This window comes from Pseudomonas sp. 2995-3 (assembly GCF_002742565.1).
Classification (GTDB): Bacteria; Pseudomonadota; Gammaproteobacteria; order Pseudomonadales; family Pseudomonadaceae; genus Aquipseudomonas; species Aquipseudomonas edaphica.
Genome location: NZ_LJSB01000315.1, coordinates 180,177 through 202,822, shown reverse-complemented (window position 1 = coordinate 202,822; position 22,646 = coordinate 180,177). Strand labels below are relative to the sequence as shown.

Annotated in this window: 21 protein-coding genes; 5 read left to right on the top strand and 16 right to left on the bottom strand. The window is 60.1% G+C overall.

Features of this window, described 5'->3' with window-relative positions; translation table 11 throughout:
• Window positions 1-84: 84 nt before the first annotated feature.
• Window positions 85-2,439, top strand: coding sequence for a penicillin acylase family protein (locus tag AOA62_RS28030; RefSeq protein ID WP_099550307.1), 2,355 nt, complete (start codon window positions 85-87; stop codon window positions 2,437-2,439).
• A gap of 106 nt (window positions 2,440-2,545) precedes the next feature.
• On the opposite strand, the gene AOA62_RS28025 is transcribed toward AOA62_RS28030, so the two are convergent.
• The gene (locus tag AOA62_RS28025; protein WP_017139525.1) at window positions 2,546-3,454 is read right to left on the bottom strand and encodes an AraC family transcriptional regulator; all 909 of its coding nucleotides are present in this window, start codon (window positions 3,452-3,454) and stop codon (window positions 2,546-2,548) included.
• A 99-nt stretch (window positions 3,455-3,553) separates the two neighbouring features.
• Between AOA62_RS28025 and AOA62_RS28020 the strand changes: the two genes are divergently transcribed.
• Window positions 3,554-3,907, top strand: a complete 354-nt coding sequence (locus AOA62_RS28020) for a carboxymuconolactone decarboxylase family protein (protein WP_017139526.1) — start codon at window positions 3,554-3,556, stop codon at window positions 3,905-3,907.
• On the opposite strand, the gene AOA62_RS28015 is transcribed toward AOA62_RS28020, so the two are convergent.
• Window positions 3,885-4,850 carry a GlxA family transcriptional regulator gene (locus tag AOA62_RS28015; RefSeq protein ID WP_017139527.1) on the bottom strand — a complete coding sequence of 322 codons (966 nt, stop codon included), beginning with the start codon at window positions 4,848-4,850 and terminating at the stop codon, window positions 3,885-3,887. The genes AOA62_RS28020 and AOA62_RS28015 overlap by 23 nt on opposite strands.
• Before the next feature lie 256 nt (window positions 4,851-5,106).
• Here AOA62_RS28015 and AOA62_RS28005 point away from each other — a divergent pair, with 256 nt between their 5' ends.
• Window positions 5,107-5,748, top strand: a complete 642-nt coding sequence (locus AOA62_RS28005) for an HD domain-containing protein (protein WP_099550306.1) — start codon at window positions 5,107-5,109, stop codon at window positions 5,746-5,748.
• A 131-nt stretch (window positions 5,749-5,879) separates the two neighbouring features.
• Here the strand turns inward: AOA62_RS28005 and AOA62_RS28000 are convergent, their stop codons facing one another.
• From AOA62_RS28000 to AOA62_RS27965, 8 genes are all read right to left on the bottom strand, one after another.
• Window positions 5,880-6,764, bottom strand: a complete 885-nt coding sequence (locus AOA62_RS28000) for an ABC transporter permease subunit (protein WP_056860728.1) — start codon at window positions 6,762-6,764, stop codon at window positions 5,880-5,882.
• A complete protein-coding gene (locus tag AOA62_RS27995; protein WP_017139530.1) occupies window positions 6,761-7,681 on the bottom strand; it encodes an ABC transporter permease subunit in 921 nt (306 codons plus the stop codon). Before AOA62_RS27995 ends, AOA62_RS28000 begins: the two co-directional genes overlap by 4 nt.
• The gene (locus AOA62_RS27990; protein ID WP_003195240.1) at window positions 7,678-8,820 is read right to left on the bottom strand and encodes an ABC transporter ATP-binding protein; all 1,143 of its coding nucleotides are present in this window, start codon (window positions 8,818-8,820) and stop codon (window positions 7,678-7,680) included. The genes AOA62_RS27995 and AOA62_RS27990 overlap by 4 nt, the downstream gene beginning before the upstream one ends.
• 65 nt (window positions 8,821-8,885) lie before the next feature.
• Window positions 8,886-9,980 carry a polyamine ABC transporter substrate-binding protein gene (locus tag AOA62_RS27985; protein ID WP_099550305.1) on the bottom strand — a complete coding sequence of 365 codons (1,095 nt, stop codon included), beginning with the start codon at window positions 9,978-9,980 and terminating at the stop codon, window positions 8,886-8,888.
• 164 nt (window positions 9,981-10,144) lie between these two features.
• A complete protein-coding gene (locus AOA62_RS27980) occupies window positions 10,145-11,239 on the bottom strand; it encodes a polyamine ABC transporter substrate-binding protein (protein ID WP_026013874.1) in 1,095 nt (364 codons plus the stop codon).
• Window positions 11,240-11,434: 195 nt separating this feature from the next.
• On the bottom strand, window positions 11,435-12,799 hold the full coding sequence (locus AOA62_RS27975; RefSeq protein WP_099550304.1) for an aspartate aminotransferase family protein: 1,365 nt from the start codon (window positions 12,797-12,799) through the stop codon (window positions 11,435-11,437).
• A 59-nt stretch (window positions 12,800-12,858) separates the two neighbouring features.
• Window positions 12,859-14,217, bottom strand: coding sequence for a glutamine synthetase family protein (locus AOA62_RS27970; RefSeq protein WP_017139534.1), 1,359 nt, complete (start codon window positions 14,215-14,217; stop codon window positions 12,859-12,861).
• A 39-nt stretch (window positions 14,218-14,256) separates the two neighbouring features.
• Window positions 14,257-15,036, bottom strand: a complete 780-nt coding sequence (locus tag AOA62_RS27965; RefSeq protein ID WP_017139535.1) for a gamma-glutamyl-gamma-aminobutyrate hydrolase family protein — start codon at window positions 15,034-15,036, stop codon at window positions 14,257-14,259.
• 278 nt (window positions 15,037-15,314) lie between these two features.
• On the opposite strand from AOA62_RS27965, the gene AOA62_RS27960 reads away from it, so the two are divergent.
• Both AOA62_RS27960 and AOA62_RS27955 read left to right on the top strand, forming a co-directional pair.
• Window positions 15,315-16,691 carry a glutamine synthetase family protein gene (locus AOA62_RS27960; RefSeq protein WP_003213894.1) on the top strand — a complete coding sequence of 459 codons (1,377 nt, stop codon included), beginning with the start codon at window positions 15,315-15,317 and terminating at the stop codon, window positions 16,689-16,691.
• Between the two features lie 220 nt (window positions 16,692-16,911).
• Window positions 16,912-17,541 (top strand): TetR/AcrR family transcriptional regulator, encoded by a 630-nt coding sequence (locus AOA62_RS27955; RefSeq protein WP_017139536.1) that lies wholly within the window; start codon window positions 16,912-16,914, stop codon window positions 17,539-17,541.
• 122 nt (window positions 17,542-17,663) lie between these two features.
• On the opposite strand, the gene AOA62_RS27950 is transcribed toward AOA62_RS27955, so the two are convergent.
• The 6 genes from AOA62_RS27950 to ssuE form a co-directional block, all read right to left on the bottom strand.
• Window positions 17,664-17,879 (bottom strand): molybdopterin-binding protein, encoded by a 216-nt coding sequence (locus AOA62_RS27950; RefSeq protein WP_003213899.1) that lies wholly within the window; start codon window positions 17,877-17,879, stop codon window positions 17,664-17,666.
• A 19-nt stretch (window positions 17,880-17,898) separates the two neighbouring features.
• Window positions 17,899-18,705: an aliphatic sulfonates ABC transporter ATP-binding protein gene (ssuB, locus tag AOA62_RS27945; RefSeq protein WP_017139537.1), complete on the bottom strand. Its 807-nt coding sequence runs from the start codon at window positions 18,703-18,705 to the stop codon at window positions 17,899-17,901.
• A complete protein-coding gene (ssuC, locus tag AOA62_RS27940; protein ID WP_017139538.1) occupies window positions 18,702-19,490 on the bottom strand; it encodes an aliphatic sulfonate ABC transporter permease SsuC in 789 nt (262 codons plus the stop codon). The genes ssuB and ssuC overlap by 4 nt, the downstream gene beginning before the upstream one ends.
• 9 nt (window positions 19,491-19,499) lie before the next feature.
• Window positions 19,500-20,648 carry an FMNH2-dependent alkanesulfonate monooxygenase gene (gene ssuD / locus AOA62_RS27935; RefSeq protein ID WP_099550303.1) on the bottom strand — a complete coding sequence of 383 codons (1,149 nt, stop codon included), beginning with the start codon at window positions 20,646-20,648 and terminating at the stop codon, window positions 19,500-19,502.
• A gap of 25 nt (window positions 20,649-20,673) precedes the next feature.
• The gene (locus tag AOA62_RS27930) at window positions 20,674-21,642 is read right to left on the bottom strand and encodes a sulfonate ABC transporter substrate-binding protein (RefSeq protein WP_017139540.1); all 969 of its coding nucleotides are present in this window, start codon (window positions 21,640-21,642) and stop codon (window positions 20,674-20,676) included.
• A 94-nt stretch (window positions 21,643-21,736) separates the two neighbouring features.
• Window positions 21,737-22,330 carry an NADPH-dependent FMN reductase gene (gene ssuE, locus AOA62_RS27925; protein WP_056860738.1) on the bottom strand — a complete coding sequence of 198 codons (594 nt, stop codon included), beginning with the start codon at window positions 22,328-22,330 and terminating at the stop codon, window positions 21,737-21,739.
• Window positions 22,331-22,646: the final 316 nt, after the last annotated feature.

Below are 22,646 nucleotides of genomic sequence, written 5' to 3'. Positions count from 1 at the left end.
TGCGGCGTATCAGCAATTCCCGCAGTTCTCACCAAACCGATTAGACTCCGTTGACCTTCAAGGTGACTGACTCAAGGACCGTCCATGAAACGCAGCCTGACCGTGCTCGCTATCCTGATTGCCGCCCTCTTGGCCGGCGCTGGCTGGTATGTGTACAGCAAGCAACCGACCCGCCAGGGCACCGAGACACTGGCCAACCTGCAAGGCGCCGTCACGGTGCGTTATGACGACCGTGGCGTGCCGCACATTCGCGCCGAGAACGAGACCGACCTGTACCGCGCCCTGGGCTATGTGCATGCCCAGGACCGGCTGTTCCAGATGGAAATCATGCGGCGCCTGGCCCGTGGCGAGCTGGCCGAGGTGCTGGGGGCGAAGGTGCTGGAGACCGACAAGCTGTTTCGCAGCCTGCGCATTCGCGAGCGCGCCTTGAGTTACGTCGAGCACATGGACCACGACTCGGCAGCCTGGAAGGCCTTGCAAGCCTACCTGGATGGCATCAACCAATATCAGGACAGCCACGCCAGCCCCGTAGAGTTTGACGTGCTGGGCATTCCTAAACGACGCTTTACCGCCGAGGACACCATCAGCGTGGCCGGGTATATGGCCTACAGCTTTGCGGCCGCGTTTCGTACCGAGCCGCTGCTGACTTACGTGCGCGACCAGCTCGGCAGCGACTACCTGAAAGTCTTCGACCTCGACTGGCAACCCAAGGGCGCCCTCAACCTGGTCGCCAGTGACTGGAAATCCCTCGGCGCCCTCGCCGCCTTGAGCGACAAGGCCCTGGCTGACAATGGCTTGCCGCAGTTCGAAGGCAGCAACGCCTGGGCCATCAGCGGCAGCCGCACCAAAAGCGGCAAACCGTTGCTGGCCGGTGACCCGCATATCCGTTTCTCGGTGCCGTCGGTGTGGTACGAGGCGCAATTGTCGGCGCCGGGTTTTGAGCTGTACGGCTATCACAACGCACTGGTGCCGGTGGCGTTCCTGGGGCACAACCTGGATTTCGGCTGGAGCCTGACCATGTTCCAGAACGATGACCTCGACCTGATCGCCGAAAAGGTCAACCCGGACAACCCCAACCAGGTCTGGTACCACGGCCAATGGGTCAACATGACCAGCAGCGAACAGCAGATTGCGGTCAAGGGCCAGGCGCCGGTGACGCTCACCCTGCGTCAGTCGCCCCACGGCCCGATCATCAATGACGTGCTGGGCGAGAATGCCGGCAGCACGCCGATTGCCATGTGGTGGGCGTTCCTCGACACCGAAAACCCGATCCTCGAAGGTTTCTACGAACTCAACCGCGCCGACACCCTGGCCAAAGTGCGCGCCGCCGCTGCCAAGGTTTCAGCGCCGGGCCTGAATATCGTGTGGGCCAATGCCAAGGGCGATATCGGTTGGTGGGCGGCGGCGCAGTTGCCGATCCGCCCGGCCGGCGTTAACCCGGCATTCATTCTCGACGGCAGCACCGCCCAGGCGGACAAATTGGGCTTCTACCCGTTCAGCGCCAACCCACAGGAAGAAAACCCGGCCCGTGGTTATGTGGTGTCGGCCAACGCCCAACCGGCCTCACCCACCGGCATGGAAATCCCTGGTTACTACAACCTCGCCGACCGCGGCCAGCAGTTGAACACGCAGTTGAGCGATAAAAGCGTGAAGTGGGACGTGAACAACAGCCAGGCCTTGCAATTGGGCACCACCACCGCCTACGGCCCACGCCTGCTGGCGCCGCTGTTGCCGGTGCTGCGTGAAGTGGTCAAGGACCCGGCGCAGTTGAAACTGGTGGAGCAGCTTGCAAGCTGGAAAGGCGACTACCCGCTGGACTCCACCAGCGCCACGCTGTTCAACCAGTTTCTGTTCAACCTCACCGACGCGGCCTTCCACCCGAAACTGGGCGATGCGATGTTCAAAACCCTGATCACCACGCGGGTGATCGACGCCGCACTGCCACGCCTGGCCGCCTCGGCGGACTCGCCATGGTGGAACGGCAAGCGCGCGGACACGGTAAAACTCGCCTGGGACAACAGCCTCGCGCACCTCAAGGCCACCTTTGGCGATGACCCGTCGCAATGGCAGTGGGGCAAGGCCCATACCCTGACCCATGGGCATCCGTTGGGCATGCAGAAGCCACTGGACAAGATTTTCAACGTCGGCCCATTCCCGGCGCCCGGCACCCACGAAGTGCCGAATAACCAATCGGCCATGATCGGCCCTGCGCCGTGGCCCGTGACCTATGGCCCGTCGACCCGGCGCCTGATCGACTTTGCCGACCCGGCCCATGCATTGACCATCAACCCCGTGGGGCAAAGCGGGGTGCCGTTTGACTCGCACTATGACGACCAGGCGGAAACCTATATCGAGGGTGGGTACGAGCAGGCGCATTTCAGTGAGGAAGAGGTGACGGCGAATACCCGTGGCACGCTGAAGCTGTTGCCTGCCCGGTAACAGCCTGTAAACCCGATCAATGTGGGAGCTGGCTTGTGTGGGAGCTGGCTTGCCTGCGATAGCATCAACTCGGTCCATCAGGCAGACCGAGTTGATGCTATCGCAGTTAGTCTGTGTTCGCCCGCATGCGCCCCGGCGCCTCGCCGTAGGTTTCCTTGAACTTCTTGCTGAACGCCGCCTGGGACTGGTAACCCACCTGCGCCGCGATATCCAGCAGGCTCAGGCGCGACTGGCGCAGCAGGTTGAATGCCAGCTCCATGCGCAGCTGCGTCAGCAGCACCCACGGCGACACGCCCGCGACTTTCACAAACGCCCGCATGAAGGTGGCCCGCGACATGGTGGCGGCCGCCGCCAGGCTGTCGATGGTCCACTCATGGCCGGGCTCGGCCAGCATCGCCTGCCAGGCTTTGCTCAGGCGCTTGTCGGCGAGCAAAGCGAAGGTGCCCGCCACCGGCGCCTGGCGGGTCAGCCAGGTGCGCAGGATCAGAGTGAACAAGGCCGACGACAGCGCGTCGATAAACGAGCGTGCGCCCAGTTGCTGGCCGTCCGCTTCGCTGCGCAGTAAAGCAATCAACGCGGCCAACTGCCCATCGCCCTGCCACTCACGGCTGGACACCACCAGGTAGTCCGGCAACGCACTGAACAACAACGACTGGCGGTTGTAGTGAAAGTTGCCGCAGAGCATATCCACGTCCGGCTGCTCTCCTCCCAGGCGGTGGATCGGCAACAGGCCGCCCTCGATGACGGTCTGCGCCACCGGCTTGACCCGCGCGCCCTGGCTGCGTACCAGGTGCGTCGCGCCACCGGGCATCAACAGGATGTCGCCCTCCTCCAGCGTCACCTGCTGGCCGCCCGACAACTCGGCGTGGCAGGTGCCCGCCAGCACAATGTGATACGGCGCCACGCCCAGCGGCTCAGGCCCGTGGTCCATGGCCCACGCACCCTGGAACTGGCAGCGCAGATCCAGACTGCCGCGCAGGTTGGCCAACGCAATCAGGGTGTCGATAGAGTTCATTTGCGAGCATCGGTCAAAAAGGTGAGTGGATCGAACAAAAGCGCCAAACCTGAACCGCGCAGACTGGCTTCACACCCAACCCGTTCAGGAGTTACCGCAATGTTCAATAACTGGTCCAACTTGCTTGCTAACGTAAACAAAACCTTTGGCGCGCTGGGCAAGAGCAACCCGAAGATGGTCAAAGCCTACATGGCGCTGGGCGAGGCTGCCGAGGAAAACCAAGTACTCGACGCCAAGACCCGTGAGCTGATTTCCATCGCCGTGGCCATCACCACGCGCTGCGACGGCTGTATCGCCGCGCATGCCGACGCGGCGATCAAGGCCGGCGCGACCCGAGAAGAAGTTGCCGCCACCCTGGCCACCGCCATCTCGCTGAATGCCGGTGCTGCGTACATCTATTCGCTGCGCGCGCTGGAAGCCTACGACACGCTCACACCGGCGCCGCAAAGTTAAGCCGGAACTGTTGCGGCGTCACGCCCAGCCGGCGGTTGAACACACTGCGCATGTGCTGGGCGTCACGGAAACCGCATTGATAGGCCACAGTCTTGAGCGGTGCGGGGCTGCTTTCGAGCATCACCCGCGCCGCGTCCACTCGCGCCCGCTCGACAAACTCGGCAGGCGTTATGCGCGCCTCACGAGCAAACACCCGAGAGAAATTACGCGCACTCATGTTGGCCGCCTTGGCCAGATCGGCAATGGTCAAATCCCCGGTCAAGTTCGCCAGCACGTACAACTGCACCAACGCCACCGCCGAAGTGCTTTCGGCGTGGGGCGTGAGGAACGGGCTGAACTGCGACTGCCCGCCCGAGCGCTGGGTGAACACCACCAGTCGCTTGGCCACGCTCAGCGCAACTTCCGGGCCGTGATCCTGGGCCAGCAGGTACAGCGACAGGTCGATGCCAGCCGTGACGCCCGCCGAGGTGTAGAGATTACCGTCCTGCACGTAGAGACGGTCGGCATCCACCTGGGCCGAGGGGCACAGGCGCGCCAGGTCGGCGGCATCGTTCCAGTGCGTGGTGACGGTTTTGCCATCGAGCAACCCGGCGCGCGCCAGCATGAAGGCGCCATTGCAGATCGAGCCAAAGCGCTGTGCGCGGGCGGCGGCACCGCGCAGCCAATCATCAAACTGGGCGCCGAAATCCTCGAAGGGCAGCTGAGGGCCACCAGCGACCAGCAGCAAGTCGTAGGCTTGCAGGGCTTCGGGGTAATGCCGATGGGCCTGCAATGAAAGGCCGTTAGAGGCGGCCATCGTACCGTGGCCCAGGCCGATCACTTCAAGCTGATAATGGTCTTCGGGCAGCAGGAAACGGTTGGCCTCGCAGAACACATCCATGGGGCCGGTCACGTCCAGTGACTGGACGCCGGGGAAGATCAGGATGGCGACGGTTTTGCCCATGAACAACACACCTTCTACTGGAGGAACATAACACCCTGTGGGAGCTGGCTTGCCTGCGATGGCCTCCCCTCAGTCTAACTGACAGACCGAGTCGTCAGCATCGCAGGCAAGCCAGCTCCCACATTTGACCGCATGTGGCTTGATATCGAGCCACATTGGCCGACATCGCACCCTCGCCGCGATAGCCCCATCGCGGGCACGCGACCAGACTTCACTCATCGGCGCCGCCCCCGGCGCTTTGTTGAGGAGAACGACCATGAGCAACTCCATCGCCGGCATCCAGATCCCGGACAGCGCCCTGGCCAAGGCCACTACCGAATACATCCGCGACGTCGAGTCCGACCCGCTGTACCACCACTCGCGCCGGGTGTTTCTGTTCGGTGCGTTGAGCGGTGAGCGCAAGCAACTGGCCTACAACCCGGAACTGCTTTACGTCGGCGCGATGTTCCACGACCTGGGCCTGGTCGAAGGCCATCGCAGTGACAACGAGCGTTTCGAAGTGGACGGCGCCAACGCGGCGGCCGCATTCCTCAAGCCTTACGGGCTGAGCGATGACGATATCGAACAAGTCTGGCTGTCGATTGCCCTGCACACCACGCCGGGTGTACCGCAGCACTTGCGCCCGACCGTGGCGCTGGTGACCGCTGGTGTCGAGATGGATGTGCTGGGCATGGACTACGCCGCCTTTTCCAGCGTGCAGCGCGAGGCCGTGGTGCATGCGCATCCACGCGGCGAAGGGTTCAAGGAATGCATCATCTGCGCGTTTGCCGACGGCTTGCGCCATCGCCCGCAGACCACGTTTGGCAACGTGAAGACCGATGTGTTGGTGGACCAGGAGCCGGGGTTCAAGCCGATGAATTTTGTCGAGGTGATTCGCAAATCGCCATGGGCTGCATAGCTGACTTGAAATGCAATCAAATGTGGGAGCTGGCTTGCCTGCGACAAGGCCATGTCAGTCGACTCATCCTTCGACTGACACACCGCTATCGCAGGCAAGCCAGCTCCCACATTGTTTACGTGTTGCGCCAGTTAGACCGGCGCAGGCGCCCGGCGCTTGTCCGGTTGCTGCCAACCGTCCGCCGCCGCTTCTTCGATGGCTTGTTGGATCGCCTTCTTGCGCATCTCTTCGGCCCGACGGCTGAAGAACCACACCAGGAAGGTCACCAGCGACACCGCCAGCAGAATCAAACTGGCCACGGCGTTGATCTCGGGTTTAACCCCCAGACGTACTGCCGAGAACACTTCCATCGGCAACGTAGTCGAGCCCGGCCCCGACACGAAGCTGGCCAGTACCAAGTCGTCCAGCGACAGCGCGAACGACATCATGCCGCCCGCTGCCAGGGACGGCGCGATCATCGGGATGGTGATCAGGAAGAACACCTTCCATGGCCGTGCACCCAAGTCCATCGCCGCTTCTTCGATCGACAGGTCCAGCTCACGCAAGCGCGCCGACACCACGACCGCCACATACGCCGCACAGAACGTGGTGTGGGCGATCCAGATGGTGACGATGCCACGTTCCTGGGGCCAGCCGATCATCTGCGCCATCGCCACGAACAGCAGCAACAGCGACAGACCGGTGATCACTTCGGGCATCACCAATGGCGCAGTCACCAGGCCGCCGAACAGCGTGCGGCCCTTGAAGTGGCTGATACGGGTCAGCACGAACGCCGCCAGCGTACCCAATGCCACCGCCGCAACGGCGGTGTAGCAGGCGATTTCCAGAGAGCGTGCCACCGAGCCCATCAACTGGGTGTTGTCCAGCAAGCCCACGTACCACTTGATCGACCAACCGCCCCACACCGTCACCAGTTTGGATTCGTTGAACGAGTAGATCACCAGGATCAGCATCGGCAGGTAGATAAACAGCAACCCCGCTACCAGCATGAAACTCGAGAAACTGAAGCGCTTCATATCTTGCCCTCCATCTCTTTGGCTTGGCTGCGGTTAAACAGGATGATCGGCACGATCAGGATCGCCAGCATCACCACCGCCAGGGCAGACGCCACCGGCCAGTCACGATTGTTGAAGAATTCTTGCCACAGCACTTTACCGATCATCAGGGTTTCCGGGCCGCCGAGCAGTTCAGGAATCACGAACTCGCCCACCACCGGGATAAACACCAGCATGCAACCGGCGATGATGCCGTTCTTGGACAGCGGCACGGTGATTTTCCAGAAGCTGTTGAAGGTGCTCGAACCCAGGTCCGATGCGGCTTCCAGCAGGCTCTGGTCGTGTTTAACCAGGTTGGCGTACAGCGGCAGGATCATGAACGGCAGGTACGAATAGACCACGCCGATATACACCGCAATGTTGGTGTTGAGGATCTGCAGCGGCTCGTTGATCAGCCCGATGGACATCAGGAAGCCGTTGAGCAACCCGTTGTTGCTGAGGATGCCCATCCACGCATACACGCGGATCAGGATCGCGGTCCAGGTCGGCATCATGATCAGCAGCACCAGCACGGTCTGCATCTCTTTGCGCGCGCTGGCAATGGCGTAGGCCATCGGGTAGCCGATCAACAGGCACAAGATCGTGCTGAAAAACGCCATCTTCAGCGAGCCGAGGTAGGCGGCGATGTACAGCTCATCGTCGCCGAGCATCGCGTAGTTGCCCAGGTTGAGCACCAATTGCAGCTTTTGCTCAACGAAGGTGTAGATCTCGGTGTAAGGCGGGATCGCCACGTCGGCTTCGGCAAAGCTGATCTTCAGGACGATGAAGAACGGCAGCGCAAAAAACAGGAACAGCCAGAGGAAAGGGATCCCGATGACCACATGCCGGCCACCGGGTGTTATTCGTTGCAGTTGGCGTTTGAACTTCTTCATGTTCATGAGCGAAGTACCACGCCGCTGTCGTCTTCCCACCACACGTACACCTGGTCACCCCAGGTTGGGCGCTGGCCACGGCGTTCGGCGTTGGCCACAAAGGACTGCACCAGCTTGCCGCTTGGCAGTTCCACGTAGAACACCGAATGGCCGCCCAGGTAGGCGATGTCGTGCACCTTGCCGCTGGACCAGTTGTGCTCGCAGGTCGGCATTTCGGTGGTGACCAGCAGCTTTTCCGGGCGGATCGCGTAGGTCACCGACTTGTCTTCCACCGAGGTGGCGATGCCGTAGCCCACGTAGATGTCGCGGTCCAGGTCCGGGCACTTGAGCACCGCGTGGCCTTCGGCGTCGTCCACCACTTGGGTGTCGAAAATGTTCACGTTGCCGATGAACTCGCACACCAGGCGGCTGGTTGGGGTTTCGTAGATGTCGATCGGGCTGCCGATCTGCGCGATCCAACCCAGGTGCATGATCGCGATGCGCTCGGCCATGGTCATGGCCTCTTCCTGGTCGTGGGTCACCATCACGCAAGTCACGCCGACGCGCTCGATGATTTCCACCAGTTCCAGCTGCATCTGCGAACGCAGCTTTTTGTCCAATGCGCCCATCGGCTCATCGAGCAGCAGCAGTTTCGGGCGCTTGGCCAGGGAACGTGCCAACGCCACACGCTGGCGCTGGCCACCGGACAGCTGGTGCGGCTTGCGCTTGGCGTACTGGCTCATCTGCACCAGCTTGAGCATCTCGGCCACGCGGGCGTCGACTTCAGCCTTGGGGATCTTGTCCTGTTGCAGGCCGAAGGCGATGTTCTGCGCCACGGTCATGTGTGGGAACAAGGCGTAGGACTGGAACATCATGTTGATCGGCCGCTCGTAGGGCGGCATGTCGGTGATGTCCACACCGTCGAGGTAGATGCGACCTTCCGTTGGGCGCTCGAAGCCTGCGAGCATGCGCAGCAGGGTGGATTTGCCCGAACCCGAGCCGCCGAGCAAGGCGAAGATCTCGCCTTTTTTGATTTCCAGGGACACATCGTCCACGGCAATCGTCTCGTCGAACTTCTTCGTGACCCGGTCGATTTTGACCAACACCTTTTTCGGTGTCTGGTCGCCCTCGAGGGCTTTCTTATAGGCGCCGGAGGCAACTGCCATTTACGAAACTCCCAACAAAATTTGAGGTTCGCCCAAGACGGGCAAAACCTTGGATAGTTTGAGCTTTACTTGCCCGTCTTGACCTTGGTCCAGCTACGGGTCATTAAACGTTGCACTTTCGGGGGTAGCTCGAAGTTGACGAACGTCCGGTCGAGAACCGCCTGCGGTGGGTAAACCGCTGCGTCAGTGCGTATCGATTGCTCCATCAGTTTGTCCGCGCCTGGGTTAGGGTTGGCGTAACCGACTTGATCACTGACCTGAGCGATCACCTCAGGTTGCAGTAAATAGTTGATGAAGGCGTGGGCCTCTTTGACGTTGGTGGCGTCCTTGGGAATCGCCAGCACGTCAAACCACAAATTGCCGCCTTCTTTGGGAATCGTGTAGGCGATGTTCACGCCTTTGCCAGCCTCGGCCGCACGGGCCTTGGCCTGGAACACATCACCGGAGAAACCGGCTGCCACGCAAATGTTGCCGTTGGCCAGGTCCGAGATGTATTTGGAAGAATGGAAATAGGTCACGTAGGGCCGCACTTTGAGCAGCTTCTCTTCGGCCTTCTTGTAGTCTTCAGGGTTGGTGCTGTTGGGGTTCAGGCCCATGTAGTTGAGCACCGCCGGCAGCATTTCATCGGCCGAGTCCATGAACGAAACGCCACAGGTGGCGAGCTTCTTCATGTTCTCCGGCTCGAACAGCACGGCCCAGGAGTCGATATGGTCGACGCCCAGCACTTCTTTGACTTTATCGACGTTGTAGCCAATGCCGTTGGTACCCCACAGGTACGGCACGGAATACTGGTTACCTGGATCGTTCTTTTCCAGGCGCTTTAGCAGCGCCGGGTCGAGGTTGGCATAGTTTGTCAGCAATGACTTATCGAGCTTCTGGAACGCGCCAGCCTTGATCTGCTTGCCGAGAAAATGGCTGGACGGCACCACCACGTCGTAACCGGTACGACCGGCGAGCAACTTGCCTTCCAGGGTTTCGTTGGAATCAAACACGTCATACACGGGCTTGATGCCTGTCGCCTTTTCAAAGTTGGCCAGGGTGTCCGGGCCAATGTAGTCCGACCAGTTATAAATATGCACCGTCGGTGCGGCCTGCACGCTCACAGCCAGCGTGATACCTGCACCCACCAGCATGGCTTTGCGAAATAAAGAAATTGGCAAGTGGAGGTCCTCTTAAATAGTTGGGCCTTAAAGTTGTTGCCCGGCAACAAAACCGGCGCGCAACTTACCCTCGATAAACCGATCCGGCAAAACTTTCTGTCATTTAATTTTTGTGAACGGGTTTGTGCAGGAGCGGGCAAGCCCGCTCCCACAGGTTTCAACGTTTATTTACCCGATTTGATCTTGGTCCAGCTGCGTGTCATTTCACGCTGGGTTGCAGCCGGCAAGTCAGCAATGGCGTAGAGCTTGGCCTGCACATCGGCTGGCGGGTAGATGCCCGGGTCGCTGGTGATGTCTTTGTCGACCAGTGCGGTAGCCTTCTCGTTACCGTTCGGGAAACGCACGCTGTTGGTGATCGAGGCCATGACTTCCGGCTTGAGCAGGTAGTTCATGAACTTGTAGGCGGCGTCGACGTTTTCGGCATCTTTAGGGATGGCGACCATGTCGAAGAAGCTGCCGGCACCTTCTTTCGGAATGTCGTAGGCCACTTTGACCTTGCCACCGGCTTCAGCCGCGCGGGACTTGGCCTGCTGGATGTCACCCGAGTAACCCACGGCTACGCAGATGTTGCCGTTGGCCAGGTCCGAGATGTACTTGGACGAGTGGAAGTAGCCGATCGATGGACGCAGCTTGAGGAACAGGTCTTCAGCTTGCTTGAGGTCAGCTTTCTTCTGGGTGTCGGTCGGCAGGCCCAGGTAGTGCAGTGCCACCGGGAGCATTTCGGTTGGCGAATCAAGGAAGCTCACACCACAGCTTTTCAGCTTGGCGATGTTTTCAGGCTTGAGCAGCACATCCCACGAGTCGATCTTGTCGATACCCAGTGCAGCCTTGACCTTCTCCGGGTTGTAGCCGATGCCGATCGAGCCCCACATGTACGGGAAGGCGTGCTTGTTGTCCGGGTCGCTGATCGACACGGCTTTAAGCAGGGATTTGTTCAGGTTGTCGTAGTTAGGCAGCTTGGACTTGTCCAGCTCCTGATAGACACCGGCCTTGATCTGCTTGGCGAGGAAGTTGTTCGACGGCACGACGATGTCGTAACCGGACTTGCCTGCCAGCAACTTGGCTTCGAGGGTCTCGTTGCTGTCAAAAACGTCGTACACCACCTTGATGCCCGACTCTTTTTCAAAGTTGGCGATGGTGTCCGGTGCAATGTAGTCGGACCAGTTGTACACATGCAGGACTTTATCGTCTGCCTGGGCCGCGCCCGCCATTGCGCCCAACAGGGACAAGGCGAGGAGGGTCTTGCCAGCGTTCTTCAAACCTAATGCCTTCATTTGGTGATGCTCCAATTTTTCTTTTTTAGGCCACGTTCTTACAGTGTTAAGCGGCCCGTCTAAAGGGCAACAAAACAGGGCGACAGTCTGGCAAGTTCCGAGGCCGGCTTTCAACCAAAGCCTCATTTATAGCTGCTCAGAATGCAGCGCCCGAAAGCCGCTGCGTTCTGAGCCTAGCACTTAGCCCTGCAATGCCGCCAAAGTCAGGTCCAGGCAGTGGCGAGCCTTGGTCACCAGCTCGTCGATTTCCGCGTTGCTGATTACCAGCGGCGGCGAAATGATCATGGTGTCGCCCACGGCGCGCATGATCAGGCCATTCTCGAAGCAGAACGTGCGGCAGATCATGCCCACACCACGGCCTTCGTAACGTTTGCGCGTGGCCTTGTCCTGCACCAGCTCAATCGCCCCGAGCATGCCCACACCGCGCACTTCACCCACCAGCGGGTGATCAGCCAGTTCCCTCAGACGTTTCTGCAAATACGGTGCCGCTTCTTCGTGCACCCGCTTAATGATTTTTTCATCACGCATGATGCGGATGTTTTCCAGGGCCACGGCGGCGGCCACCGGGTGACCGGAATAGGTGAAGCCGTGGTTGAAATCGCCGCCTTCATTGAGCACGGCAACCACGTCGTCATGCACGATCAAGCCGCCCATGGGGATGTAACCCGAGGTCAGGCCTTTGGCGATGGTCATCATGTGGGGCTTGAGGTCGTAGAAATCACTGCCAAACCACTCACCGGTGCGGCCAAAACCGCAGATCACTTCGTCGGCGACGAACAGGATGTCGTACTTGGCGAGGATTTCCTTGATGCGCGGCCAGTAGGTCTCAGGCGGCACGATCACGCCACCGGCACCCTGGATCGGCTCGGCAATAAAGGCCCCGACGTTGTCCACGCCCAGCTCCAGAATCTTTTCTTCCAACTGGTTGGCAGCCCAGATCCCGAACTCTTCCGGGCTCATGTCGCCGCCTTCGCCATACCAGTACGGCTGGGCGATGTGGGTGATGCCCGGAATCGGCAGGTCGCCCTGTTCATGCATATAGGTCATGCCGCCCAGGCTCGCGCCGGCCACGGTGGAACCGTGGTAGCCATTCTTGCGGCTGATGATGGTTTTCTTGTTCGGCTGGCCCTTGACCGCCCAGTAGTGGCGGACCATGCGCAGCATGGTGTCGTTGCCTTCGGAGCCGGAACCGGTAAAGAACACGTGGTTCATGCCGGCAGGCGCGACATCGGCAATGACTTTGGCCAACTCCAGCACCGGCGGGTGCGCGGTCTGGAAGAACAGGTTGTAGTACGGCAGTTCTTTCATCTGCTTGGCGGCGGCGTCAGCCAGTTCATCGCGACCGTAACCGATCGCCACGCACCACAGGCCGGCCATGCCGTCGAGGATCTTGTTGCCTTCGCTGTCCCACAGGTAAACGCCGTGGGCTTTGGTGATGATCCGTGGGCCTTTCTCTTTCAATTGCTTGAAGTCGCTGAACGGCGCCAGGTGGTGATCATTGCTCAAGGCTTGCCATTCACGGGTTTGCGGGTTGTTGCTGGACATACCGGTCTCCTAGACTTTTTCGGTGAAGGGCGCGCGGGTTGCCCCGCGCGCCCGGCGCATCAGACGGCGAAGAGCAGGAATTCCCGCTCCCACGAACTGATCACGCGCTTGAAGTTTTCATGCTCGGCCCGCTTGACCGCGACGTAGCCTGTGATGAATTTCTGCCCCAGGTACTTCTCGATGGTCTTGCTGTTTTCCATGCGCTCCAGGGCGTCTTCGATGGTCAACGGCAGGCGCAGGTTGCGGCGCTCGTAACCACGACCCACTACAGGTGCGCTGGGGTTATGGCCTTCGACCATGCCGATGTAGCCACACAGCAAGCTGGCGGCAATCGCCAGGTACGGGTTGGCATCGGCGCCTGGCAGGCGGTTTTCGACACGGCGGTTCTGCGGGCCGGCATCCGGTACACGCAGGCCCACAGTGCGGTTCTCTTCACCCCACTCCACGTTAACCGGCGCCGAGGTGTCGGGCAGGAAGCGGCGGAACGAGTTCACGTTGGGGGCAAACAGCGGCAGCAATTCAGGGATGAATTTCTGCAGGCCGCCAATGTGGTTCAGGAACAGCTGGCTCATGGTCCCGTCTTCATTAGAGAAGACGTTTTTGCCGGTAGCGATGTCGATGATGCTCTGGTGCAAGTGCATCGCGCTGCCCGGCTCGCCGGTCATCGGCTTGGCCATAAAGGTGGCGGCCACGTTGTGCTTGAGCGCGGCTTCACGCATGGTGCGCTTGAACACCAGAATCTGGTCGGCCAGGGACAAAGCATCGCCGTGACGGAAGTTGATTTCCATCTGCGCCGTGCCGTCCTCGTGAATCAGCGTGTCGAGGTCCAGCTCCTGCAGTTCGCACCAGTCGTAGACGTCTTCGAACAACGGGTCGAATTCGTTGGCGGCTTCTATAGAGAAGGACTGACGGCCCGTCTCCGGGCGACCGGAACGGCCAATCGGCGGTTGCAACGGGAAGTCCGGGTCTTCGCAGCGCTTGGTCAGGTAGAACTCCATCTCCGGCGCCACGATCGGCTGCCAACCCCGGTCGGAATAGAGCTTGAGTACCTTCTTGAGCACGTTGCGCGGCGACAGCTCGATGGGGTTGCCTTGTTTGTCGTAGGTGTCGTGGATCACCTGGGCGGTGGGCTCGATGGCCCAAGGCACCAGGAATACCGCGTTCTGGTCGGGGCGGCAGATCATGTCGATGTCGGCCGGGTCGAGCAATTCGTAATAGATGTCGTCTTCGACATAGTCGCCGGTCACGGTCTGCAACAGAACGCTCTCGGGCAGGCGCATGCCTTTTTCGGCGATGAACTTGTTGGTCGGCGAGATCTTGCCCCGGGTGATGCCCGTGAGGTCGCCAATCATGCATTCGACTTCTGTGATCTTGTGGTCTTTCAACCAATCGGTGAGCTGGTCGAGGTTGTTACTCATAAATGCCTCTGGGCTGTGTTTCCTGACATCCATTAAAGGTCAGGCGTTGGTTGACGCAGCATCCGCGTCGCGTTGCATCGCCCGCTTTCGACAAGCCGAGCCAAAGGCCTGGAAGATCGCGAGGTAGTGCGGGTTAGAGCTTACCTGCCATTCGGGGTGCCATTGCACTCCTAAAGCAAAAGCCTTGCCCGACGTGTAAGAAAAAGCTTCGATCAACCCATCGGGTGCGGTCGCTTCGACCTGCATACCCGGCGCCAGGCGATCAACGCCCTGGCTATGAATCGAGTTGACCTGGATCGTCGGCGGCAAACCCAGGCCTGCCAATACCCCATTGGGGGTAATCGCCACGGCGTGCGCCGGGCCGTACTGGACTTCCAGCGGCTGGGTCTCGTCTTCGCGGTGATCCATCATGCCCGGTACTTCATGAACCTTCTGGTGCAGGCTGCCGCCGAACGCCACGTTCATTTCCTGAAAGCCACGGCAGATGCCCAGCACCGGCACGCCGGCCGCAATCGCGGCGCGCAGCAACGGCAGGGTGGTCTGGTCGCGTGCAGAATCATGAGCAGTCCCGGGCGCGCTAGCCGGACCATCGTAGTGAAAGGGTTCGATATTGGACGGGGAGCCGGTAAAGAGAATGCCATCCAGGCCGTCAAGAATATTGGCCGGGTCGAGCAGATCACCCAAGGATGGAATGATCAATGGCAAGCCCTTGGCAGCGACTGCGACTGCACGGACGTATTTGTCGCCACTGATGTGATAAGCATGCAAACCGACCTGTTTGGAGCAGGCGGTGACGCCGATTAACGGCAGGCGAGACATGAAGCACCCCGGTATTATTGCTGTTATGGGTTTGAATCGAGCTTAGCCTTGTTCATTTTTTTACACAACACCCCCGTAAAAAATACAACACGGCCCGCTTTAGCCTGCTAGTCCCAAGCCCTTCAAACCCAAAAAACCGCCCCAAAAAGCCCCAAAAAAGGCCTCAAGGCGCTTTTTTAGGGCAAAAAAGGCCTCGCTTGACTTCGGCATGCCGTTCGGGTTGACTGAAACCAGAAAAGATCAATGATTGATATTTTTAACAACAAAGGTGTTGCATCATGTCGGTACCCCCGCGTGCCGTTCAGCTTAACGAAGCGAACGCGTTCCTTAAGGATCATCCTGAGGTTCTGTACGTAGACCTTCTAATTGCGGATATGAATGGTGTGGTGCGCGGTAAGCGCATCGAACGCACCAGCCTCCACAAGGTTTACGAGAAGGGCATTAACCTGCCTGCCTCTTTATTTGCCCTGGATATCAACGGCTCGACGGTGGAAAGCACCGGCCTGGGTCTGGACATCGGTGATGCTGACCGAATCTGTTATCCAATCCCCGACACCCTGTGCAATGAACCCTGGCAAAAGCGCCCAACCGCGCAACTGCTGATGACCATGCACGAACTTGAAGGTGAACCTTTCTTCGCCGATCCTCGCGAAGTGCTCCGCCAAGTTGTAAGCAAATTTGACGACCTCGGTCTGACCATCTGCGCCGCCTTCGAGCTTGAGTTCTACCTGATCGACCAGGAGAACGTGAACGGCCGCCCACAACCGCCCCGCTCGCCGATCTCCGGCAAACGCCCGCACTCGACACAGGTGTACCTGATCGACGACCTCGACGAATACGTCGACTGCCTCCAGGACATTCTGGAAGGTGCCAAAGAGCAAGGCATCCCGGCTGACGCCATCGTCAAGGAAAGTGCCCCGGCGCAGTTCGAAGTGAACCTGCACCACGTCGCCGACCCGATCAAGGCCTGCGACTACGCGGTACTGCTCAAGCGCCTGATCAAGAACATCGCCTACGACCATGAGATGGACACCACCTTCATGGCCAAGCCTTACCCAGGCCAGGCAGGCAACGGTTTGCACGTACACATCTCCATTTTGGACAAGGACGGCAAGAATATTTTTGCCAGCGAGGATCCCGAGCAGAACGCCGCATTGCGTCACGCGATCGGCGGTGTGCTCGAGACCCTGCCCGCCCAAATGGCGTTCCTGTGCCCCAACGTCAACTCCTACCGTCGTTTCGGCGCACAGTTCTACGTGCCGAACTCGCCGTGCTGGGGCCTGGATAACCGCACTGTGGCCATTCGCGTACCCACCGGCTCGTCCGATGCCGTGCGTATCGAACACCGCGTGGCCGGTGCCGACGCCAACCCGTACCTGCTGATGGCTTCGGTCCTGGCGGGCGTGCACCACGGTCTTACCAACAAGATCGAGCCTGGCGCTCCAGTGGAAGGCAACAGCTACGAGCAGAACGAACAGAGCCTGCCGAACAACCTGCGCGATGCATTGCGTGAGTTGGACGACAGCGAGGTGATGGCCAAGTACATCGATCCTAAATACATCGATATCTTCGTCGCCTGTAAGGAAAGTGAGCTGGAAGAGTTTGAACACTCCATCTCCGACCTTGAGTACAACTGGTATCTGCATACGGTGTAAGCCGTTGCTGCTTTAAAAAATGCCGCAGGCTTTATGGCCTGCGGCATTTTTTTTGAGTTTATTCCGGTAGACCGCGTTGTATTCATCGCAGGCAAGCCAGCTCCCACACTTGAATGCGTTCACAGATCAAAGTGTGGGAGCTGGCTTGCCTGCGATGAGGCCCTGGCAGACAACACGCCCTCCTGCTCATACAATGCGCTCTGCCTTGTAGGAGACTTCCATGCCCACCCGCCCCGCCGCCACTCGCAAACCCCGCGCCCGCAGCCAGGCCCGGATCGATGCGATCCTCGACGCCGCCCGCACCTTGCTGGCGAGCGAAGGCGTGGCGAGCTTGTCGATCTACAGCGTGGCCGAACGGGCGCAGATCCCACCGTCGTCGGTGTATCACTTTTTCGCCAGCGTGCCGGCGCTGCTGGAGGCATTGACCGCCGATGTCCATGCCGCTTTCCGCGCGGCGATCCAGGCCCCCATCGAGCATGATTCACTCAAGGTGTGGCGCGACCTGTCCTCTATCGTCGAGCAACGCATGCTCAGCATCTACAGCAACGACGCGGCTGCACGCCAGTTGATCCTGGCGCAACACGGGCTTGCCGAAGTGACCCAGGCGGACCGTCAGCATGATTTGGAGCTGGGGGATTTAATGCTTGAAGTATTCAACCGCCACTTCGAAGTGCCGACCTTGCCCACCGACGTGGACGTGTTCGCGTTGGCGCTGGAGTTGAGCGACCGCGTGTACGCGCGCTCGGTGCATCAGCATGGGCAGATTACGCCGCGCATGGCCGAAGAAGGGATGCGGGTGTTTGATGCGTATGTGGGGCTTTATTTGCCGGCGTATTTGCCCAAGCGCTGATCGTTCCCACGCTCTGCGTGGGAATGCCGCCTGGGACGCTCCGCGTCCCGCCTGCATTGCGGTGACGCAGAGCGTCACGAGATGCATTACCACGCGGAGCGTGGGAACGATCAGTGGAGTGATCACAACTTGGCGATCGACACCTCGGTGGACTTCACAAAGGCAATCACTTCGCTGCCAATCACCAGTTCCAGCTCTTTGACCGAGCGGGTAGTGATCACCGAAGTCACGATGCCGGACGCGGTCTGCACGTCGATTTCCGACAGCACGTCGCCTTCGACGATTTCCTTGATTGTGCCTTTGAACTGGTTACGTACGTTGATGGCTTTGATAGTCATGATGGTTTTCCTCTATGAGTTATTGAGCCCAACGCAATTGCGTAGGCAGCGGTGAAACAGGTTCAGGTTCCGGCGGTGAGCCTGGCAGCGACAGCACCCGGTTAAGCACTTCAGCTTCCAGCGCGGCCAGGCGATGTGAGCCACGGGCACGCGGGCGTGGCAGGTCGACTATCAGGTCGAGGCCGATTTCGCCGTCTTCAATCAGAATCACGCGGTCAGCAATCGCCACGGCTTCGCTGACATCATGGGTGACCAGCAACACGGTGAAGCCGTGCTTCTGCCAAAGATTTTCGATCAGTTGCTGCATCTCGATGCGGGTCAGGGCGTCCAGCGCCCCCAACGGCTCATCGAGCAGCAACAGGCGCGGCTGGTGAATCAACGCGCGAGCCAAAGCCACGCGTTGCTTCTGGCCACCGGACAAGGCCGCCGGCCACTCATTGGCGCGCTCGGCCAAACCCACTGCCTCCAACGCTTCCAATGCCTTGGGACGCCAGTTGCCTTTAAGGCCCAGGCCCACGTTGTCGATGATTTTTTTCCACGGCAGCAAACGCGCTTCCTGGAACATCAACCGCGTGTCTTCAATCGCCTCGCTCAACGGCGCGGAGCCGGCCAGCAGCTCGCCGCCACTGGCTTTATCCAGGCCTGCGAGCAGACGCAGCAAGGTACTTTTGCCGCAGCCGCTGCGGCCGACCACGGCCACGAACTGACCGGCCGGAATGTGCAGATCAATCTCTTTGAGTACTTCCCGCGCACCAAAGGCCTTGCGCAATTTGCGCACCGCCAGCGGGATGCCCTTGAGCAGGCGCGGAGGTTGTTGAGCGGTCATGCCGCACCTCCTTTATTCACTTGGTAAGCCGGATGCCAGCGCAGCCACACACGTTCCAGGCCACGCGCCGCGAGGTCGGCGAGCTTGCCGAGGATGGCGTAGAGCACAATCGCCAGTACCACCACGTCGGTTTGCAGGAATTCGCGGGCGTTCATCGCCAGGTAACCGATGCCGGAACTGGCCGAGATGGTTTCCGCCACGATCAGCGTCAGCCACATAAAGCCCAGGGCGAAGCGCACGCCCACCAGAATCGAAGGCAACGCGCCCGGCAGGATCACTTGCCAGAACAGGCTGAAACCGGACAAACCGTAGCTGCGCGACATCTCCACCAGCGCCGGGTCGACGTTGCGGATGCCGTGGTAGGTATTCAGGTAAATCGGGAACAGCGTGCCGAGGGCGACCAGGAAAATCTTCGCGGTCTCGTCAATGCCGAACCACAAAATCACCAGCGGAATCAACGCCAGGTGCGGCACGTTGCGGATCATCTGCACCGAGCTGTCCAGCAGGCGCTCGCCCCACTTCGACAGGCCGGTGATAAAGCCCAGGGCCAAACCGATGCTGCCACCGATCACAAAGCCCAGCCCGGCACGCCAGCCGCTGATGGCCAGGTGCGTCCAGATTTCGCCGCTGCGTACCAGGTTGACGCCCGCTTCGATCACGGCGCTGGGCGCCGGCAGAATGCGCGTCGACAACCAGCCCGCCGACACCGACAACTGCCACACCGCCAGCAGTAAAATCGGCAGCACCCAGGGCGCAACACGATGACTTAATTTTTCAAAATCCATAATGGCGCCTCAGCTCTGCGACGCAGCTTTGGGAAGGATGTCGTTGGCGACCATTTCGCCGAACGGGCTGACGTAACCGGCGCTTTTTGGCAGCTCGGGACGCTCGATATCCAGGTGCGGGAACAACAGCTCGGCAACCCGATACGACTCTTCCAGGTGTGGGTAACCGGAGAAGATAAAAGTGTCGATGCCCAGCGCCGCGTATTCCTTGACCCGCGCCGCAACGGTTGGGCCATCACCCACCAGTGCAGTGCCCGCACCGCCACGCACCAGGCCGACACCGGCCCACAGGTTGGGGCTGACTTCGAGGTTGTCGCGGTTACCGCCGTGCAAGGCGGCCATGCGCTGCTGACCAACGGAATCGAAACGCGCCAGGGACGCCTGGGCGCGGGCGATGGTTTCGTCATCCAGATGGGAAATCAGTTTGTCGGCGGCTTTCCACGCGTCATCGTTGGTTTCGCGCACGATGACATGCAGGCGAATACCGAAGCGCACGGTGCGCCCAAGTTTTGCTGCCTTGGCCCGCACCTGCTCGATCTTTTCCGCGACGGCGGCCGGTGGTTCGCCCCAGGTCAACACCATTTCCACCTGTTCGGCTGCCAGGTCCTGGGCGGCTTCAGACGAGCCACCGAAGTACAGCGGCGGACGTGGCTGCTGGATCGGCGGGTAAAGCAATTTGGCGCCTTTGACACTGATGTGTTCGCCGTCGTAATCCACGGTTTCGCCTTCGAGCACGCGGCGCCAGATGCGGGTGAACTCCACCGAAGCCTGGTAACGCTCTTCATGGCTGAGGAACAAGCCATCGCCAGCCAGCTCTTCCGGATCACCGCCGGTGACCAGGTTGAACAAAGCGCGCCCGCCGGACAACCGGTCCAGGGTCGCGGCCTGACGCGCCGCCACCGTCGGGGAGATGATGCCGGGGCGCAGCGCGACAAGGAATTTCAGTCGCTGGGTTACCGGGATCAGCGAGGCGGCGACCAGCCACGAGTCTTCACAGGAGCGGCCGGTAGGAATCAGCACCCCACCGAACCCCAGGCGGTCAGCCGCCTGGGCCACTTGCTGCAGATAACCGTGATCGACGGCGCGGGCGCCTTCGGCGGTGCCAAGGTAATGGCCGTCGCCGTGGGTAGGCAGGAACCAGAAAATATTGAGGCTCATGGAGTTGTCTCCTGAAGAAGTCGGATTACGGCGCTTTGGCGACGGCGGCGGATGGAGTCCAGATCACGTCCTTGATGCTCAAGGGTTTGGGGATCAATTTGAGCTGGTAGAAGGTGTCGGCGATTTTCTGCTGGGCGGCGACCACTTCCGGGGTCAGGAACAGCGCGCCGTAGCCTTGGCGCTTGACCGAGGTCAGGGTGATGTCCGCCGGCAAGCCGAGCAGTGGCGCGACTTGCTCGGTTACTTCCTGAGGGTTGGCCTTGGACCATTCGCCCACTGCGCGCACTTCTTCCACCAGCGCCTTGATCACGTCCGGGTGCTGCGTGGCGTAGGGCTTGGTGGCCAGGTAGAACTGGTGGTTGTCGGCAATGCCGGTGCCGTCACGCAGGGTGCGGGCTTGCAGTTGTTTCTCGGCGGCGGCCTGGTACGGGTCCCAGATCACCCAGGCGTCGACGCTGCCACGCTCGAACGCGGCGCGGGCATCGGCGGGGGGCAGGAAGATGGTGTGCACGTCGGTGTATTTGAGGCCGGCATCTTCCAGGGCACGTACCAACAGGTAATGCACGTTGGAGCCTTTGTTGAGCACGATTTTCTTGCCCTTGAGCTCGGCCACCGATTTGATCGTCGAATCCTTGGGCACCAGGATCGCTTCACTGGTCGGCGCGGGTGGCTCATAGGCGACGTAGAGCAAATCTGCACCCGCTGCCTGGGCAAACACGGGAGGAGTTTCGCCGGTGACACCAAAGTCGATGGCGCCGACGTTCAGGCCTTCGAGTAACTGTGGGCCACCGGGGAACTCGGTCCATTGCACCTGCACGCCTTGGGCGGCCAAGCGCTTTTCCAGCGAGCCCTTGGCTTTGAGCAGCACCAGCGTGCCGTACTTCTGATAACCGATCCGCAGGGTCTCGGCGGCCTGGGCTTGAACAATGGCGCCGAAGGACACAGCCGCAGCAAACAGTGCGACCAGACCACGACGCAAGATGACAGTGCGCATGGCGCTCTCTCCAAATAATGCGATGAGGGGGTTGGCTGCACCTGCTTGGCCGTTGGCGGCTGAGTAAGGTGAGTACTACAAAATCCGGTACGGCTTAAATGCTCCAGCGAGCACTCAACAAACGTTCATTCAACACATTCGGGTCCAGCGGTTTGGGGCGACGGGCCATGGCGCCATACAGCGTCTCCAGGGCTTCGTGCAGACGCTGTTCAAGCACCGGCACCAGTTGCGCCTGGGCACTGCCTTCGGCGTAAGCGATCTGGCTGTCTTCGGCGAAAATACCGTGGAGCAATTCCTGGGCCTTGAGGGCCGACAGCACCGGCTTCAAGGCGTAGTCCACCGCCAGCATGTGGGCGATGCTGCCGCCGGTGGCCATTGGCAACACGATCTTGTGAGCCAGGGCGCGTTCGGGCAGCAGGTCGAGCACGGTTTTCAGCGCGCCGGAAAACGAGGCCTTGTACACCGGCGTAGCGATGACCAGGCCGTCGGCATTGGCGATTTGCTGCAACAGGTCGATGACTTTGGGGCTGTCGAAGCGGGCGTGCAGCAAGTCTTCGGCGGGGAAGTCCCGTATCTGATAACTCACCACTTCCACGCCTTTGTCTTGCAGCCACTGACGGGTTTTTTCCAGCAAGACCCCGGAGCGCGAACGCTGGCTGGGGCTGCCTCCAAGTGTTACGACCAGCATGCAGGTATTCCTTGGGCAAGTGTCGGCGGTTCGCTGGGTAGCGATGTCGCCAAGATGGAACAGACCCTATCAGCATATTTATATATCTTAAAATCTTATTTTTTCATTTGTTTATTCTATAAATGCATATAGAGAATATAAATCTCAAGACGAAAAAAAAGGCCGTCGAAACGGCCTGAAAACCCCTGCTATGTGAGACTGGAAATACCGACAAATGTGGGAGCGGGCTTGCTCGCGAATGCTGACTTTCAGTTGATGCATCTTTGAATGACACACCGCTTTCGCGAGCAAGCCCGCTCCCACATTTAGTTCTGCG

Excerpts from the sequence above, each read along its gene's own strand:
- AOA62_RS28030 (WP_099550307.1), top strand. The coding sequence starts at position 85 with ATGAAACGCAGCCTGACCGTGCTCGCTATCCTGATTGCCGCCCTCTTG.
- AOA62_RS28025 (WP_017139525.1), bottom strand. The coding sequence starts at position 3,454 with ATGAACTCTATCGACACCCTGATTGCGTTGGCCAACCTGCGCGGCAGT.
- AOA62_RS28020 (WP_017139526.1), top strand. The coding sequence starts at position 3,554 with ATGTTCAATAACTGGTCCAACTTGCTTGCTAACGTAAACAAAACCTTT.
- AOA62_RS28015 (WP_017139527.1), bottom strand. The coding sequence starts at position 4,850 with ATGGGCAAAACCGTCGCCATCCTGATCTTCCCCGGCGTCCAGTCACTG.
- AOA62_RS28005 (WP_099550306.1), top strand. The coding sequence starts at position 5,107 with ATGAGCAACTCCATCGCCGGCATCCAGATCCCGGACAGCGCCCTGGCC.
- AOA62_RS28000 (WP_056860728.1), bottom strand. The coding sequence starts at position 6,764 with ATGAAGCGCTTCAGTTTCTCGAGTTTCATGCTGGTAGCGGGGTTGCTG.
- AOA62_RS27995 (WP_017139530.1), bottom strand. The coding sequence starts at position 7,681 with ATGAACATGAAGAAGTTCAAACGCCAACTGCAACGAATAACACCCGGT.
- AOA62_RS27990 (WP_003195240.1), bottom strand. The coding sequence starts at position 8,820 with ATGGCAGTTGCCTCCGGCGCCTATAAGAAAGCCCTCGAGGGCGACCAG.
- AOA62_RS27975 (WP_099550304.1), bottom strand. The coding sequence starts at position 12,799 with ATGTCCAGCAACAACCCGCAAACCCGTGAATGGCAAGCCTTGAGCAAT.
- AOA62_RS27970 (WP_017139534.1), bottom strand. The coding sequence starts at position 14,217 with ATGAGTAACAACCTCGACCAGCTCACCGATTGGTTGAAAGACCACAAG.
- AOA62_RS27965 (WP_017139535.1), bottom strand. The coding sequence starts at position 15,036 with ATGTCTCGCCTGCCGTTAATCGGCGTCACCGCCTGCTCCAAACAGGTC.
- AOA62_RS27960 (WP_003213894.1), top strand. The coding sequence starts at position 15,315 with ATGTCGGTACCCCCGCGTGCCGTTCAGCTTAACGAAGCGAACGCGTTC.
- AOA62_RS27955 (WP_017139536.1), top strand. The coding sequence starts at position 16,912 with ATGCCCACCCGCCCCGCCGCCACTCGCAAACCCCGCGCCCGCAGCCAG.
- AOA62_RS27950 (WP_003213899.1), bottom strand. The coding sequence starts at position 17,879 with ATGACTATCAAAGCCATCAACGTACGTAACCAGTTCAAAGGCACAATC.
- ssuB (WP_017139537.1), bottom strand. The coding sequence starts at position 18,705 with ATGACCGCTCAACAACCTCCGCGCCTGCTCAAGGGCATCCCGCTGGCG.
- ssuC (WP_017139538.1), bottom strand. The coding sequence starts at position 19,490 with ATGGATTTTGAAAAATTAAGTCATCGTGTTGCGCCCTGGGTGCTGCCG.
- ssuD (WP_099550303.1), bottom strand. The coding sequence starts at position 20,648 with ATGAGCCTCAATATTTTCTGGTTCCTGCCTACCCACGGCGACGGCCAT.
- AOA62_RS27930 (WP_017139540.1), bottom strand. The coding sequence starts at position 21,642 with ATGCGCACTGTCATCTTGCGTCGTGGTCTGGTCGCACTGTTTGCTGCG.
- ssuE (WP_056860738.1), bottom strand. The coding sequence starts at position 22,330 with ATGCTGGTCGTAACACTTGGAGGCAGCCCCAGCCAGCGTTCGCGCTCC.